The 15,912-nt window shown below is 54.8% G+C and carries 15 protein-coding genes; 7 read left to right on the forward strand and 8 right to left on the reverse strand.

The annotated features are described in order from the left end of the window. Positions 1-27 precede the first annotated feature (27 nt). The gene (locus HU767_RS11160) at positions 28-897 is read right to left on the reverse strand and encodes an ABC transporter substrate-binding protein (protein ID WP_186705962.1); all 870 of its coding nucleotides are present in this window, start codon (positions 895-897) and stop codon (positions 28-30) included. 158 nt (positions 898-1,055) lie between these two features. Here HU767_RS11160 and HU767_RS11165 point away from each other — a divergent pair, with 158 nt between their 5' ends. Beyond that, entirely contained in the window at positions 1,056-2,084 is a 1,029-nt protein-coding gene (locus tag HU767_RS11165; protein WP_346343463.1) for a GlxA family transcriptional regulator, read from the forward strand. Positions 2,085-2,403: 319 nt separating this feature from the next. Here the strand turns inward: HU767_RS11165 and dctA are convergent, their stop codons facing one another. Both dctA and HU767_RS11175 read right to left on the reverse strand, forming a co-directional pair. Beyond that, a complete protein-coding gene (dctA, locus tag HU767_RS11170; protein ID WP_186729539.1) occupies positions 2,404-3,711 on the reverse strand; it encodes a C4-dicarboxylate transporter DctA in 1,308 nt (435 codons plus the stop codon). Positions 3,712-3,812: 101 nt separating this feature from the next. Further along, the gene (locus tag HU767_RS11175; RefSeq protein WP_186729540.1) at positions 3,813-4,982 is read right to left on the reverse strand and encodes a mandelate racemase/muconate lactonizing enzyme family protein; all 1,170 of its coding nucleotides are present in this window, start codon (positions 4,980-4,982) and stop codon (positions 3,813-3,815) included. 99 nt (positions 4,983-5,081) lie between these two features. On the opposite strand from HU767_RS11175, the gene HU767_RS11180 reads away from it, so the two are divergent. Then, positions 5,082-5,960, forward strand: a complete 879-nt coding sequence (locus HU767_RS11180; protein ID WP_186729541.1) for a LysR family transcriptional regulator — start codon at positions 5,082-5,084, stop codon at positions 5,958-5,960. Positions 5,961-6,082: 122 nt separating this feature from the next. Next, the gene (locus HU767_RS11185) at positions 6,083-6,388 is read left to right on the forward strand and encodes a HigA family addiction module antitoxin (protein WP_030139745.1); all 306 of its coding nucleotides are present in this window, start codon (positions 6,083-6,085) and stop codon (positions 6,386-6,388) included. Between the two features lie 170 nt (positions 6,389-6,558). Here HU767_RS11185 and HU767_RS11190 read toward each other — a convergent pair whose 3' ends face one another. Next, entirely contained in the window at positions 6,559-6,912 is a 354-nt protein-coding gene (locus tag HU767_RS11190; protein ID WP_202894655.1) for a helix-turn-helix domain-containing protein, read from the reverse strand. 102 nt (positions 6,913-7,014) lie between these two features. Between HU767_RS11190 and HU767_RS11195 the strand changes: the two genes are divergently transcribed. The 4 genes from HU767_RS11195 (at position 7,015) to HU767_RS11210 (ending at position 9,939) form a co-directional block, all read left to right on the forward strand. After that, a complete protein-coding gene (locus HU767_RS11195; protein ID WP_186705956.1) occupies positions 7,015-7,761 on the forward strand; it encodes an NAD(P)-binding domain-containing protein in 747 nt (248 codons plus the stop codon). A 406-nt stretch (positions 7,762-8,167) separates the two neighbouring features. Continuing rightward, complete coding sequence (locus tag HU767_RS11200; protein WP_186705955.1) at positions 8,168-8,440, forward strand: hypothetical protein; 273 nt, start codon at positions 8,168-8,170, stop codon at positions 8,438-8,440. A 231-nt stretch (positions 8,441-8,671) separates the two neighbouring features. Next, a complete protein-coding gene (locus tag HU767_RS11205) occupies positions 8,672-9,304 on the forward strand; it encodes a hypothetical protein (protein ID WP_225917699.1) in 633 nt (210 codons plus the stop codon). 197 nt (positions 9,305-9,501) lie between these two features. Then, the gene (locus HU767_RS11210) at positions 9,502-9,939 is read left to right on the forward strand and encodes a hypothetical protein (RefSeq protein ID WP_079301723.1); all 438 of its coding nucleotides are present in this window, start codon (positions 9,502-9,504) and stop codon (positions 9,937-9,939) included. Between the two features lie 287 nt (positions 9,940-10,226). On the opposite strand, the gene HU767_RS11215 is transcribed toward HU767_RS11210, so the two are convergent. The 4 genes from HU767_RS11215 to HU767_RS11230 all read right to left on the reverse strand — a co-directional run. Beyond that, the gene (locus HU767_RS11215) at positions 10,227-11,261 is read right to left on the reverse strand and encodes a hypothetical protein (protein ID WP_186705954.1); all 1,035 of its coding nucleotides are present in this window, start codon (positions 11,259-11,261) and stop codon (positions 10,227-10,229) included. A gap of 274 nt (positions 11,262-11,535) precedes the next feature. After that, positions 11,536-12,015: a hypothetical protein gene (locus HU767_RS11220; RefSeq protein ID WP_186705953.1), complete on the reverse strand. Its 480-nt coding sequence runs from the start codon at positions 12,013-12,015 to the stop codon at positions 11,536-11,538. A gap of 226 nt (positions 12,016-12,241) precedes the next feature. Beyond that, complete coding sequence (locus tag HU767_RS11225) at positions 12,242-12,628, reverse strand: hypothetical protein (protein ID WP_186705952.1); 387 nt, start codon at positions 12,626-12,628, stop codon at positions 12,242-12,244. Beyond that, on the reverse strand, positions 12,628-15,912 hold a 3,285-nt coding region (locus HU767_RS11230; protein ID WP_238349455.1), incomplete at its 5' end, for a DUF637 domain-containing protein. The genes HU767_RS11225 and HU767_RS11230, both read right to left, overlap by 1 nt.

Below are 15,912 nucleotides of genomic sequence, written 5' to 3' on the forward strand. Positions count from 1 at the left end.
ATGAATCCGCCCCATCGCCGCACACACTTATTTGCAGCCAGGTAGCGTCCAGTCCGCTGGGCGATCGACGCCCAGGCGCAGGTCCTTGCCTTCGGGCATGAACCAGACATCCTGGGTCAGGCCGTAGCGAGCGCCGACCTTGCGCATCTCACAGTTTTTCCAGAGCGTCTGAATCTGCGCGTTGACCGCCGTCACCAGTTCCGGACTGGCCTTGTTGAAGCCGAACACCACCTGGCCCAAGCCAGTCAGCAATGGGAAATTCGGATCGTTGTCGACAAAGGCGTTGAAACGCAGGTGCCATTGCTCATTGCGAGAAATGGCGTATTGCATGACCGGTGGATCGCCAATCACCGCATCGATCCGTCCGGCGAGCAGATCGCGAACGGCCGCATCAGACGTGTCGTACAGGGCGACCTGCAGGCCATCGATCTTGCGCATCTCGGGGATGAACGAAAAACCGGTGATGGTGCCGACTTTCTTGCCTTGCAAATCCTTGAGGCTGTTCCAGTTGGTCTTGTCTGTCTGGGTGATACCGTTCTTGAAATAGTGGATAGGATCGCTCAAGGTCATGATTTTCGAGCGCTGTTCGGTCCAGCCCATGGTGCCTGCCATGACGTCCACTCGCTTGGACTGCACCGAGGCGATCGTCCCCGACCATTCCATTAATGCCGGTTTGACCTTAAGGCCCAGCTTTTCGGATATTTGTTGAAGGATTTCACCGTCATAGCCGACCATCCGACTATCTTGATACCCTGTTCCTGGCATATCACCACTGAAGGCGATGGTCAGGCTTCCCGGCTCTACTGTCTCCAATGCGAACACCGGTGCCGTGGCCAGCACGGACACCAGAAAACCGGCACAGATAGCGGAAAAACGCTGGACTTTGGACGTCTTCATCGGATGCTCCTCGATAGTTTTTATTGTGGCAGCAGAACGTTTCGCATCGGTCCATCGTAGTGGGCCCGGCGGTATAACTGGTTGGACGCTTTGCACGAATGATTGAACATTTGCGACATTCTGGCGGCACAGAGCCCGTGGCACCCCAGGAAAGCCTCGTGGACGAGCTCGATCATGGACAGGCGCGTCATCCACCCATGCGCCGCGGCACTGCCGAGCTGTCTATTGGCATCATGTTGTGGCCACGCTTCCCTTTGCTGTCACTGTCAGGGCTGACCGATGCGTTGCGGCATGCCGCCGATACAGGAGATCAAAGCCGCCCCATACGCTGCCAATGGAAAGTACTGGGCACCCCCGGGCAAAGAGTCATTTCCAGTAGCGGACTGGACGTACCGATCGACAGTGAACTCGCTGATCCGAAGCGTTTCGACTACATCGTGGTGATTGGTGGTTTGCTCGACTCCATCGAGGCAGTGCCGAAAACCTATCCCGCGTTCCTCCACCAGGCCGCGGCGGCACAGGTGCCGTTGATCGGCCTGTGCACCGGCAGTTTCGTGCTCGCGCGACATGGCCTGATGGAGGGGCGAACGGCGTGTGTCCACGCCTATCATGGCGACGACTGGAAGCGACTGTTTCCCTCGTTGCGTTTTGTCATCAACAGAGATTTTCTGATCGACCGGGACCGGATCACCTGCGCGGGCGGTGTGTCAGTCATCGAACTGGCGCTTCACCTGATTGGCCTGCACTGCGGACCGGATCGTGCGGGCAAGGTTGTGCATCAGATGACGGTGGCAAAGAACACGTCCAGCAGTTTCGTCGACCGACGCAAGGCCCTCGGGTACGCCAGTTCATCCAATCGCCGGCTGCACGAAGCCGTGATGTTGATGGAGAAACACATGGCCCAACCCCTGGATATCGAGGCCATTGCGCATCTGGTCGGCACCAGTAAACGGCAATTGGAACGCCTGTTTGTCGCTGAAACCAACAACAGCCCGGCCCAGTTCTACCGACAGGTCCGACTCAGGTTCGGCAGATGGTTGCTGGTGAGTTCCGACCGCCAGATTAGCGAGATTGCCTTTGAATGTGGCTTCGCCGATGCGCCACATTTTATTCGGCACTTTCAGAGCATGTTTGGCATGTCACCCGGGAAGTTACGCAAGGCCCTGATGCAGCAAGATGGGAAATGACGCGGCAACTAACAACGTCATCCATAGAGCTCAGGCTCGATCGGACAGTTACCGGATTTCAGACTTAAGTAATGCCAGTCAGTTAAGTGGAATACCACGGGCGAACACAACCCGTGGCGAGGGAGCTTGCTCCCGCTGGGTCGCGAAGCGGCCCTGTTTTGGGGCCGCTACGCAGCCCAGCGGGAGCAAGCTCCCTCGCCACGGGGTTACTGCCCGGCTTTATTTCGCTTAACTGACTGGCATTAGTCCAAGGATGTCTTTTTTGTGCCTGAAATCCAGGCAATCAAAGCTTCAGCATGCCCCAGGCAAGCGATGCTGATTATTTCTGCGCGGCCAACGCCCTACGCGCCGCCTTTTCATTTTTCATGGCCGCGATTTCCCGCTCACAAGCATCCACATCGAAAGAATTGTCCCACTTGGCAATGGCGAGGGTGCCGATGCCATTGCCGATCAGGTTGGTCACCGCCCGCGCTTCGTTCAGGAAACGGTCAATACCCAGGAGCAGGACCAGGCCGACCAGCGGAATGGAGTGGATGGTGGTCAGCGTCGCCGCAAGGGTGACGAACCCGGCCCCCGCGACACCCGCCGAACCTTTCGAAGTCAGCAGGAAGACGCCCAACAGAATCATCTGATCCATAAACGTCAGCGGTGTGTTGGTGGCCTGGGCGATGAAGATCGCGGCCATGGTCAGATAGATACAGGTGCCATCGGCATTGAAGGTGTAGCCCGTCGGCAGCACCATCCCCACCACCGACTTCTTGCAGCCCAGTTTTTCCAGCTTGACCATCATCCGCGGCAGCACAGCCTCGGTCGAGCAAGTCCCGAGGGTAATCAGAATTTCGTCCTTGAAGTAACGGAGAAATTGCAACAAGGGCATGCCCGACCATCGAGCAACGGTGCCCAGCACAACCACAATGAACACCAGGGTGGTGACGTAGAGCGCTACCAGCAGTTGGCCGAGGGACAGTAGCGTACCGATGCCATACTTGCCGATCGTGAACGCCATGCCCGCGCCAGCGCCAATCGGAGCCAGCCGCATGACCATGGCCACAATCTTGAACAGCCCTTGCAGAAACAGATCGATGGTATTGATCAGCGGTTTGCTGGTCTCACCCATTTGAACCAGCGCCACCCCCATCAAGACAGAAAGCAGAATGACTTGCAGCATGACGCCGTTGGAGAACGCACCGACAAAGGTTGGCGGGATGATGTTCATGAAGAAATCAATGGTGCCGCCCTGGGCAGAAGCGGCCTGGCTGTACTTGGCGATAGCACTGCCATCGAGTGTCTCGACATGGATGTTCATCCCCACGCCGGGCTTGGCGATGTTGACCACGACGAGGCCGATAACCAGCGCGATGGTTGAAAGAATCTCGAAATAGATCAGCGATTTTACGCCAATTCTTCCAACCTCTTTGATGTTGCCCATCTTGGCAATACCGACCACCACGGTGCCAAAAATAATCGGGGCCAACAGCATTTTGATCAGTCGGATAAAACCATCGGCAAAGGGTTGAAGCTTGGCGCCGAACTGCGGTTCGAAGTGACCAATTGCGGCGCCGACCACGATGCCGATCAGCACCTGCACATACAGCTGGCTATACCAGCGGGACTTGGAGATTTCCACGGGAGCACCTCATTTTATTGTTGTGATGGGCGTGTGGCGTGGCGTCAGTGGGTGACGCCTGATAACGGCGGCCTCAGGCGAAGAGGCCGCCGTTCGGGCTATCAGCCCTCGCCCAGTTCGCGCATGACGGCGTACAAGGCGGACTTGGCTTCGAAGCCGACGCCTGGAATATCCGGCAGCGCCACATAGCTGTTTTCGACGCGAATCCCGTCAGCAAAACCGCCAAACGGCTGGAACACATCCGGGTAGGATTCGTTACCACCCAGGTGCAGGCCCGCGGCGATATTCAGGGACATCTGATGGCCCCCGTGGGGAACGACACGACGCGAAGACCAGCCCATGTCTTCCATCACTTCCAGCGTGCGCATGTACTCGACCAGACCGTAGGACAGCGCGCAGTCGAACTGGACGTAGTCACGATCGGAACGCATGCCGCCATGGCGCAGCAGGTTGCGGGCGTCTTGATGGGAAAACAGGTTTTCGCCGGTAGCCATCGGCAGGTCGTAGTGCTTGGCCAACTCAGCCTGCAAGGCGTAGTCGAGAGGATCTCCGGCTTCTTCGTACCAGAACAGATTGTAGGGTTTCAAAGCCTCTGCATAAGCAATGGCCGTGTCTTGGTCAAAGCGACCGTTGGCATCCACTGCCAGGCGACGCCCGTCACCGACCACCTTGAGTACCGATTCGATGCGACGAATATCCTCAGCCAGAGGCGCCGCGCCGATCTTCATCTTGACCACGTCGTAGCCGCGATCCAGATAGCTGCGCATTTCGTCCTGAAGCTTGGCGTCGTCCTTGCCTGGGTAGTAATAACCACCAGCGGCGTAGACCCAGACCTTGTCGTCAGCCACGCCGCTGCGGTAACGGTCAGCCAACAGGCGATACAACGGCTTGCCTTCGATCTTGGCGACGGCGTCCCAGACAGCCATGTCGATGGTGCCCACGGCCACCGAACGTTCACCATGGCCACCGGGTTTTTCGTTGGTCATCAGGGTTTTCCAGATGGCGAACGGATCGAGGTTATTGTGCTCTTTATCGATCAGCGACTCAGGGTCGGCTTCGGTGATGCGCGCCAGGAAGCGGTCACGCATCAAAGCGCCTTGACCATAACGACCGTTGGAGTTGAAACCGTAGCCGATGACCGGTTTACCCTCGCGAATCACATCCGTGACGACAGCGACGACCGAGCAGGTCATTTTGGAAAAATCGATGTAGGCGTTGGCAATGGGCGAGGCAATGGAAACGGTTTTTTCACGGATGTCGACGATACGCATGACGGGGTCCTCTTGTTGTAGGTGACCCCACGTTATGCTTTGCGATGACACCCGCCCAATGCTAATAATGCCGCGCCCCATGCACAGGAGGCATTGCCCTTGGAACTCGTTTGGCTAGAAGATTTTTCAGCGTTGGCTGAGTACGGCAGCTTTGTACGTGCCGCTGAAGCACGCCACGTGACCCAACCGGCCTTCAGTCGCAGAGTCCGCGCATTGGAAAATTGGATGGGTGTCGAACTGTTCGTTCGCACGCCACAAGGCGCCACGCTGACCGAGGCGGGGAAGCAGATTTTGCCAAGCGCCCAAGAGACGGCCAGGCGCTTGTACCGAATGCGCAGCGAAGCCCAGGAAGTGGCGGGCATGGCGATCAAGACGCTGCAATTCGCGGCCACCCATTCGCTGTCGTTCACGTTTTTCCCAAGATGGCTGCGGAGCACGGAAAACGGCGCCCCCATCGAGGCGGTACGATTGCATTCCGATAGCATGGCGGCCTGTGAGCAAATGCTGATTCAAGGCCACGTGCAGTTCCTGCTTTGCCATCGTCATCCCGATGTTCCACCGCTGTTGGCCCCTGATCAGTTCATCGGCAAAAAAGTGGGCGAGGATGTGCTCGTTCCGCTGGCGAGCGCTTCTGCGAACTTTGGCAATGCGCCCGCATCGCTGCCCTACTTGGCGTACACCCAGGAGTCCGGTCTGGGACGCATCGTCGCTCATCGACTTCAGGGCAAGGAAGAGTTCCTGCACCTCAAGCCGCTGTTCAGCAGCCACCTCGCAGCGGTGCTCATGTCCATGGCGCTGGAAAACAAAGGGGTGGCCTGGCTGCCAAGAAGCCTGACCGAGCAGGAAGTCGCCGACGGACGTCTTGTGCGGGCGCTCGATGAAAGCTGGGATATCCCGTTGGACATTCATCTCACTCGCCCAACGGGTGCCATTAGCCAATCGGCGGAGGAGTTTTGGGCGAAGTTAAAGGATTGCTGAAGTTGCTTCGCAGGCGTCGGGCCATTGCGCCTCGACAGCCATGTCAGGTGTGATCGCGCCTTGTCTGGGGCGCCAACGGCCCCGAAAACGTAGAAATCGTAGATTTATCACTGAGGTGAGTCATGTTTAAGAATGGCATGAGGCCCGTACACCCTGGAGAAATTCTCAAGGAAGAGTACCTGGAACCGCTTGGCCTGACGGCTGCTGCGCTTGCAAGGGCTTTGCACGTGTCTGCCCCCACCGTAAATGACATCGTATTGATGCGCCGTAGCGTCAGTGCGGATGTGGCTTTGCGCCTGGCAGCTGCATTGGACACGTCGGCGCAGTTTTGGCTGAATTTGCAGACTGCGTATGATTTACGTACAGCCGAGATTGCAAAAGGGGAGCAAATTTATAAAGAAGTAGAGAGGATTCCTCACTGCGCATAGCATTTACAAAAAAGGCATTTAGTGATTATCGCAAGTGCCTTTTTTGTGCTTGGAGAATTGGCTCTCCCCTAATGCGACGAAACATAAACAGACGGCTCAGCAGGCGCCGGCAACGCATGATTGCTGAAGTTGCTTCGCAAGCGTCGGGCCATTGCGCCTCGACAGCCATGTCAGGTGTGATCACGCCTCATCTCTGCCCATTCGATCAACGCCTGGATCGACGGCCCGAGTGCATGCCCCATGGGCGTGAGCTTGTACTCCACTTTAGGTGGCACTTGTGGGTACACGGTCCGCTGCACAATGCCGTCCTTTTCCAACTGTTTTAGCTGTTGGATCAGCATCTTCTGGTTAATCCCTTCAATCAACTTCTCCAGGTCCGAGAAACGCAGCGCGCCCTTCGCCGCGAAAAGCTGGCACAAGATAATGATCTTCCACTTCCCTTCCAGTACGCGAAGCGTTTCGGTTGTTGCCTCGGCCCATTTCCGACGATTTTGCGGATCGCCGCAATCCCATTCCCGTTCCATTTCTTCCTCGATGGTGAGTTACACACCTTTTGGTAGGTACTTACCATTATCACACCAGCCTCCTAGAATCGGTGCAAGACAAATGACTCAGGAGGCTTAGCCATGAAAATCGGCATCATCGGAACCGGTAACATCGGAGGCACCCTCGCTCGCAAATTCAAGGCAGCCGGTCACGACATACGTGTTGCGAACTCTCGAGGCATCAACGGCGTTCGCGCATTCGCCGAAGAGATTGGAGCCAAACCGGTGGACATTCGCGGCGCAGTCGATGGCGCGGATGTGATCGTGCTATCCATACCGCTACCGGCGTTGAGCGCACTGCCTGCTGATCTGTTTGCCGCAGTACCCGACAGCGTCCCGGTGGTGGACACGAGTAACTACTACCCTGGCCTACGTGACCCTAACATTCCTGAAATTGATCAAGGGATGACGGAAAGCGTTTGGGTTTCTAAGCAGATTGGGCGACCTGTCATCAAGGCCTTCAACAATATTCTGGCCTATACCTTGGCGGAGTTGGGCAGTGCCCAAGGCACTCCAGGTCGCTTGGCCGCAGCAGTGGCCGGCGACGATCCCAAGGCTAAGGAAACGGTGATGTCCCTGGTCAACCAAGCGGGCTTTGATCCGGTCGACGGAGGTTCCCTGGAAGAGTCCTGGAGACAACAACCTTGTACGCCAGGCTATTGCTGTGACTACGACGCCGAGACTCTGCGCGACGCACTATTGGCCGCGTCCAAAGGGCAAGCCGCTGCGAAGCGAGAGGAGTTTCCTAAACACTTTGAGCGGCTCGGGCCCAACCCTGGCCATGCCGACATTGTCGCCATGAACCGCTCCTTCAACGCACTGGATTGACGCAGTCCCGGGCTAATGCCTGTCAGTTAAATGGACACGCGGGCAAACACACAAACCGTGGCGAGGGAGCTTGCTCCCGCTGGGCCGGTCCGACGCTTCGGGCGAAGCGGCTCCAAGATTTTGCGGTCGCTGTGCAACCGAGCGGGAGCAAGCTCCCTCGCCACAGTTCTCTCTCTAGCCGTGACGATGCGTCGAATGGACGGCTGGCTCAAACTCGTTGATATCTGCAAACCAAATGTAGGGAAATGCAGTCGCTAAAAGGCCAAAGCTCCTACATCAAGCTCGGAACGCGGTGTCTTGTGACGCTTGAGCGGGACGGCCTATAGTTCCTTGTCGCCTCAATGGCGACTCGGGTTTGGCGACCCGACAACGAGGTAGCTCCTTTCAACTGAATGAGGTCCTACCAATGAATCGATACATGCCCATCACCGGCATCGACTGCACCCCCGCTACCCTGCTGATCGACACCGAAGCCCCGCTTGATGTCCTCTTCGAAACCGCTGACTACCGCATCCGCACCGTGACCCAACTGCTGGAAAACATCGCGTTCCGTTCGGAGATCAGTTCCGACACGCTGGTGCTTTCCGATTTTTGCAAAATGCTAACGATCGCGTTGCGCGACGGGTGTGATGTGATGGATGTGATTGGCATACGATTGCGGGCGCAGGCGGCGGAGTAAGTGATGACGGGCGCCTATGGCCATAACGTAGCCCCCACCGTCGGGAGCGACTACATCTATCTACTCCGATGAGCTGTGGCGCAGTTCGTCAAGAACTGCGCCACAATCGCGCCACAATCGCGCCACAATCGCGCCAAAATCTTCTCAAACAGCGCCAAAACACTCATGCCTTCGACCACCGACATATAACAGTATCCTGGCATCCAGGAGTGGGCGAGCCTCTCAGAGCTCTTGGCCTGGCACCCTGAAATTTCCCGGCGAACGGCGCAGCGCATCCTTGCAAACCTGGCCGAAAGCAGCCAAATCACTGCACAGGGAGAAGGCAGGGCACGGCGTTATTTCGCAATAGGACACCCGGCTGAGACCCACACCCTGCCCTATTTTCAGCCTTTTACCGACATCAATAAACGCACCTCCCGACTGGCAGCGAATCTCCCCTTGTTCCGTGCCAATCTTTGCCCGCTGACCTTTCTGGATGTACCGGAGCAGGCCTACAGCCGAGCCACATTGGGTGTGTACGAAATGACCCGGGTAGAGCTGCTTCGCGACCTGTATATCTGGGCCTACGAACGCTCAACACTGGAATATCTGGCAATCAAGCAAGACCTTGCGGAACCGGACCCTTTACGCCTGGCATGGCGAGACCTCATCAAGAAGACCATTCGGGAAATCGTCACTCACCCAGAGCTTGACCCGTTGTTCTGTATTCAACGCTCGGTAGCGGGATATGTTTCAGAAAGAGAACAGCCGGAAGTGCAAGCACTGATCGTCGAAAAACTCCGTCGCCTGCACGAAGGGGTGCTCGCGCGCTATGGGTTACGGCCATCAGAGTTCATGTCATGGAAGTCGCGCCATGGTCACTGATGGGAGATCACTGAGATGATATTTGCCCTCTGCGTCGTCGCGTTGAACGCCACCATCGGTGTACTCATCAAAGTGTTGATTAACACCTTCACGATAGACAAGCTGACGGCCCTTGGGCCAGTCACTTATCCAGCCACACGGCCATCCACCTCTTAAATAGATGGAAAATATTTCCTTTTTCAGATGGAGCATGAGTTTTGTACAAGAAATTTACAGGGATCGTTTTTCTGCTATTGAGCGGCTGCTCACTGCATCCGTATACCAAGGACGAACTGCTGAACACTGGCGTAACCAGCCCCGAGTACTGCCTGACACAGGAGCGAGCGGAGGTGGAAAAACGGGTACAAAGCTATCTGAACCACTGCTTTCACCCACAAGTGACCGAGCTCACGACGGGTGGGAGACTCGTCAATACCATCCAATTGAAAGTCGACAGCAATGCCGACAGAAGCGACATGGTGCTATGGGCGCCGACAATCTACGGCAGCCAGTTCTATATGAACGTGATCGTCTCGGAAAAGAACCCTGCCTGCAAAACCACCATGACTGCCGTGGCCTCAGGCTGGGCCTTTGAGCGAAACTTTCCGAAGATCCTGGAAAGCGCGAAGGGGGAAGACCCGTGGTGCCCGCTGTAACCACAAAAGAAGGGGATAGCAAAATAAAACTGCGCCATGGGCGAGCGATCAACAATCCGGCTTCTGTGGCGAGGGAGCTTGCTCCCGCTGGGCTGCGAAGCAGCCCTTAGAAAAAGAGAGAAAAAGGGGACGGATTTATTTAATAACTGAGCAAGCAAATAAATCCGCCCCCTTTCTCCTACATGAATTACTACTCCTTAGGTATATAGATACAGAATTAGCAACGAAAACAAACGAAAATATTATGGAGGACCACATCCTCATATAAACGCATCTCAAATCTTAAGTCAGAAACTGAAACGGTCCTGAAATACTGTCTGCTCCCCTATTCTGACGACACATTGCCGTGCCACCTCGACGGGTACTACCTTGCCTAAAACCGGCATCATGGCCTTGTAGAACACCTTGTCACAGGCTTCATCTTTACTAAACGGTTGGGCTCTGCCCTCAGCGTCCGCAGTAATGTGGCAGCCCGCTACTAAATCAGCAGGCAGGTCTTTAAAGGCGACAGGCTTTTGAGTAGTGCCCGCCTGCGCCTCGATCATTTCATTGCAACCACCGGTTACGGCCCCTTCCTTAACGGTTTTTACAAAAGCAACGCGCTCGTAATCGGTACCGCTGAAAACAGTCTGATCGTTGACGCTAACGCGATACTGCGAAGGCTGGAGCATGATGGACTTGATGCAAAACTGTGTTGTGACCGGCTGATTATTCACCGAGGCCGTTGCCGACTTGCAGCCCGGGACGGCGTTGGCGAAGCCACCGTTTTGCGCGCTATCTACGACAGGAATACGCTCCTGAGGCTGCGTGATGTCATAGGCATGCAGTTCACAGCCTCCACCCACAAACTGGAGTTCCGCCAGATAAACCTTACCCTTCTCCGGTGTGAAAATGGTGCTGATCGGACCGCAACGATAGCCGCGGTTGATACTTTCGCCAGTGGCGTAACCCGATACCTCGAATGGCTGATCGGGATCAGCTTGCACTTCCAACTGAGGGAAATGCTTCAAGGTCGCGCTGTGGGCCGTTTCGTTGAGCTTGGCAATCCAGCCGAACACTTTGCCGCGACCGGAATCCACCACTGTCCCCTGCACATCCATACGCCGGTCTGGGTCCGTCGCTCGCCTGATTGCAAATTCCACAGGGACGACATTGCCCGTCGCTTTCATGATCACCTTGGCGTGCTGCGCATCGACGACAACCTTTTTCTGCTGGAATTGGATACCGTCGCGAAGCAGGTTAGGAGAAGAGTCCCGGACGTTGGATTTGCAGCCGGATAACGTCAGAATCAAGCCAAAAATTAGCAGTGTTGTTTTCTTCATGAATGCTCCAAACGCGTCATTGACGCTTAAAAAGAAAAATAGAAAAAATTCTTATGCATCAGCACGATAAATAAACTCAGCTTATTGGATCAGGGGAGTACTGACCCAGTCGACTCAGAAGACATAATTTTGATGACCGAATCTAAGACTTTTGCAGAGTATCCGATCTCAACGCCTCACACTTCCCGACTGGCAAACAAAACAACGCCAAACGTACGTATAAATAGCAAAACAACAAATCTGCCGCCATTTTTTACCACCTTTTAATAACATACTACGACCTATCCTCACTATGTCTCTCTACCAAACCTAGCAAATACTCTTCCATCACATCAAAACGAATTGCGGTTGCATATAAGCGTTTCGGGTCTTGCCGGGAGCTCCCCCTAATTAAAGCTGGGACATCGTCACTCAACCACAATTCCTTGTGAGGATAGATCGCATATAAATCCCCCTCAATATCCTCCACAACCATATGCCCATGCCAAGGATCTTCATACAACTTTCCAGAAATCGATTTAACAAACAAAAGAGCCTGCTCACCAACCTTAAGGGCTACATCCCCCCACGTACCACCAGATCGAATGAACTCAATTTCCGAATTAAGAAAACCGCGAACAATTCCTTCCCCTGTAGAATATATCCGCCCAATTTTCGCCCGCAAGACCTGCGGGCGTGGAGCGCCAGTCACATGAACAAAAACAAGATCATGCCTCAACACCTTATCAAGTAAAAAATCTGACTGCTTGTTCATTTCACTGGTCTCCACGAAAAAAAAGAGGTCAGATTTATTTATAATCCGAGCAAAGCCAACAAATGTGCCCCTCTGCGTTTCACAAAATAAATCTGTCCCTTTTTGCTTCAAGTCTTACCCCATGTTGATGAAAACACGTCGATCAGCAAGGGCTGAGGTCAGGAAGAATGGACACCCGAAGAAGGTTAAGTAAGTGCCATTCAAACCTGTCCCCTTTTTTGCTTCATCATCGTTTTGAGTAACGATCTTCTAATCTTTCAGCAGACCTTAGAACACCATCCCCCTCATCAGGAAAGAAAGCAGAGTAAACATCAGCTGCAATTTTCATCAGGGAAACGTAGTCGGGCACTGGAATACTTGAAGTTTCCACTTCGCCCAAAAAGAAACTCACCTCACTGAAAGCGTCTGGATCGTCCCAGTCCTGATCAAGTGAGTAAAAAAATCCTTCACTCACAGAGAAACCAACTCCCCGCGAAGCGTCATAGATAAACGCTGGAAAATTACTCCTCCCTCTTACTATAGAGGCCTCTATCAATTCGTAAAGGTCTTCATAATCCAAGCCAGTTGAAGCAAATGATTCCTTGAGGCTCTCAAGCCATGTCAAGCTAGCCATCAGTTTGTCCTCGGCGGCATAGTGATGAAGGAATTTGTTATTTCTCCAGTCTTACTATTACGTGTCACTTGGAAGTGATAGCCATCAACTTTAATACTAGCTTCTCTCAAAGCTGGATTGGCTTTAAACAAAGACTCAGCTTGGACTGCCGCTCGACTAGACATATCAGCCACTTTAGTATCCAGCAGAACCTTTGGATCGTAAGTCGTTTTTGTGGATGTAGGCTTATACCCACCTATCAATTCGCCCTTAGTGTTAGTTCTAGGTAACTGATAGCTATACTCAACAAGGCCAGGATAGCGGACATCCGTAATTTTGTTGGATATTTTCGCGCCAGTTATTTCAACCGATTCTAGGAAGGCATCGCTGTTGTGAGCGCCAGAAATCGTCCCCGCCTTACTATTTCGCACGCCAATCTGGGTGTTATGACCGAGAACTGACTCGCCAAAGCCCTTTGGAAATGTAGAAACTGCTTGATCTCCAACCGTGGCTGTTCCTTTTGCCCCGCTTAGAAGCTCATCTGCTGTACCACCCAGATTGGGAGTAGCGCCACCTTTCAAAGCAGAGGAGAGTTCTCCGGATAGTGCCTTACCCCCAACGTGCGCGGCTAGCAGCTCTGCCAGCGACTGAGCAGCCTTATAGCCGAGATCCCCGGTCGGGCTCGCTTCTCCGGGATACTGAGCAGGATCAAATGAAGCGAGAACTCGCTCACCCTCTGCTGAGATATAAGGAGCATTGGTCTGGTCGAAAGATTCAGCTGCGCTTGCAAACGCGAGAGTTCCCACCGATCCCAAGGCGAATGGTGCCGCGCAACCTACAACGCTTACGCAGGCAGGGGCGGAGCCGACCATACCCATATAAGAGAGCGCGCCCGCTCCCGCCTCCACGGCCGCACTCCCCGTCCACCCTAGGTCGTTAATTAACTCATCATGAGCACTGAGGGTGTCGTCTATCCGATCTCCAAAGCCATAATCAAACTGTCCTGTGCTTTTAAGTAACGCGAGTTCCTCAGTAAACCCTTGCCCTAGCGTTTCCAGTTTCACGAGCTCATCGTAGTGTTTATCACTCGACGGAACGGACTTACTGCAGTGGGTCAATGCACATGCAGCTGCATCGAGGCGGGCTTTGTTATCAGGGTTGCGTCGACGCTGCTCATCCAATGCAACGGTTTGCATTTCATGCAACGAATGGTTGTACTGCGTAGCGTTTCTCGCCACCCAGGCACCTTTCTCTAGCTTGCTGGCATCTCCATCCGCCTGCGAAGCTGCCGCAAGCAACCCAACCATCTGGGAGCTCATGCTCAGCAGGTTTTGATCACCTTTAACCAGATCGTAGAGATGCCCAACTAGCGCCTCGTTAGCCCCCGCTGCCAAGGCTCCGATTTTGAAATCACCGCCAGTAGCTTCGGCGAGAAGCCCGCCCACCATTGAATGAATCACAATTTTCTGTGGCGTACCGGTGGCGAACACACCCTTCGTGTAGTCGCCCACCGCGTTGAAGCTTGCTGCCGCCAAGGTGTTGAACAGCGCGCTTTTCAACGCATCGCTGGCACTCCCTCCCTGTCCAAGCGCCTTGCTCAGCAACATGGAGGTTCCGTTCTGCAACGTTTGGTTGGCGGCAAATTGACCGACGCCTTTCCAAGTGCTCAGTGAGCTCGACGTGCTTACTTTGTCGATTGCCGTATTCGTTTCAGTGCCAGTCCAACCATCAAAATATGCAGCCGTCAGCCCTGCTGTAACGCCAGCGATGGCATACCCCTTCATGGCATCTGAAGAAGTCACGTCCTTGAACACGGCGCCAAGATTGCCGCGATTATTGACAACGCTGACGGTCGCGTTTGTTGCAGCTCCCGCTGCAACGGCGCCTGCCGCGGCTGAAATACCTGCAGCCGTCTCCGCCGTAATTGTTCCGGCGGCAACCATCCCTCCAGTCGCGGTTCCCATTGCGCCTGCCGCTAACGGTCCAACGACCGCTGCCATCACAATCGCAATGATGATCTGCGAAGCCGGCCCCAAGCCGGAGTTGCTGTACTTGAAGCTGTCGTGGATCTCTTTGACTTGACGCCAGTCCACATCACCGCGTTTTTCCGCGTCCTTGAGCCATGCCAATTGCGGATCAGCCTTGACCATCGCATCGATGGATTGGCTGACGGTTTGCTGATTGACCTGGTTGATATCGATCTTCAAACCGTTGACGGCTTTGATCGCAACACTGCCCTCAGCAATAAACTGGCTTTGACGCAAGGTTTCGTCGGTCTTGCCCTTACCCTTGGACGAGACCCAGAACGCGTTGTTGTCAGTCTTCTCGTGGCTCTCCTGATGTAGATCCTTCACGCCTTCGAAGGTAATGGAACCGCTACTGTCCAGCGTGATGTCCTTGCCGCTCTGCAGTTTCGCCACCTGATACAGCTGGTCGCCGCCGCTGACCAATCGCAGGTCGCCCCCGGTAGTGATTTCACTGCCGATGTTTTTCACATCGGTCACTTCATCCCGCTGAGTCTTCTTACTCCCCCAACCACCTTTCTTCTTCATGTCATACAGCGAATAGTCGCGGTTCTGCGCAGCCAGCAGCTCAAGCTTGCCACCCGCCACGAAGTAGGCCTGGTTTGCAGCGTTGACCTTGCTGGCGATCATCGCCAAATCCTGCCCCGCGCTCATTACAACGTTGCGCCCCGCATTAACCGTCGAGGCCACCTGACTGACGTGGTCCTCTTGGCGGGTGACCTTCTTGCTCTTGCTGTAGGAATGCTGCTCATCCGCCGCCGAGGCGAAGGTCAAGTTTCCTTGGGCGGCCATGGCAACGTCGCGCTTGGCATCAATCTGAGTGCCGACAACGGTGAGGTTGCGACCAGCGTTGACGGTCAGGTCGCGGCCGCTGTCGAGGCTGGAGCCGTATTGCTTGATGTCTTGGTCGCGATGCCTGCCGCGAGTGCCGCTGGTGATGCGTTCGGCGGTGATGAGATTGACATCGCGCGTGGCGTTTAGGGTGGTGTCGGCGCCACTTTTCAGCACGCCGCCGACGCTGTTGATGTCACGCCCTGCACTGATGATCAGGTTGTTGCCGGCTTCGATACGTGCGGCGCTGTCGATGAAGTCGGTGCGTTCGCTGCGGTAGCCGCTGTCGCTTTCGTGGGTGGTAACGGTACGCTCGTTAGTCACGTCGCCAGTCAGAGCAACAACACTGACATCCCGCCCAGCCAAAACCCCACCCGCCCGGTTAGTCAGATTATTACACGCCAACGCATCCAACCCACCACCCGCTTCCCACAACCCACAGTTGACCAA

This window comes from Pseudomonas sp. SWRI179 (assembly GCF_014268705.1).
GTDB classification, from domain to species: domain Bacteria; phylum Pseudomonadota; class Gammaproteobacteria; order Pseudomonadales; family Pseudomonadaceae; genus Aquipseudomonas; species Aquipseudomonas zanjanensis.

Bases quoted from the DNA above. Each gene is read 5' to 3' on its own strand.
- HU767_RS11190 (WP_202894655.1), bottom strand. From the start codon at position 6,912: ATGGAACGGGAATGGGATTGCGGCGATCCGCAAAATCGTCGGAAATGG.
- HU767_RS11175 (WP_186729540.1), bottom strand. From the start codon at position 4,982: ATGCGTATCGTCGACATCCGTGAAAAAACCGTTTCCATTGCCTCGCCC.
- HU767_RS11220 (WP_186705953.1), bottom strand. From the start codon at position 12,015: ATGAACAAGCAGTCAGATTTTTTACTTGATAAGGTGTTGAGGCATGAT.
- HU767_RS11195 (WP_186705956.1), top strand. From the start codon at position 7,015: ATGAAAATCGGCATCATCGGAACCGGTAACATCGGAGGCACCCTCGCT.
- HU767_RS11215 (WP_186705954.1), bottom strand. From the start codon at position 11,261: ATGAAGAAAACAACACTGCTAATTTTTGGCTTGATTCTGACGTTATCC.
- HU767_RS11225 (WP_186705952.1), bottom strand. From the start codon at position 12,628: ATGGCTAGCTTGACATGGCTTGAGAGCCTCAAGGAATCATTTGCTTCA.
- HU767_RS11200 (WP_186705955.1), top strand. From the start codon at position 8,168: ATGAATCGATACATGCCCATCACCGGCATCGACTGCACCCCCGCTACC.
- HU767_RS11185 (WP_030139745.1), top strand. From the start codon at position 6,083: ATGTTTAAGAATGGCATGAGGCCCGTACACCCTGGAGAAATTCTCAAG.
- HU767_RS11160 (WP_186705962.1), bottom strand. From the start codon at position 897: ATGAAGACGTCCAAAGTCCAGCGTTTTTCCGCTATCTGTGCCGGTTTT.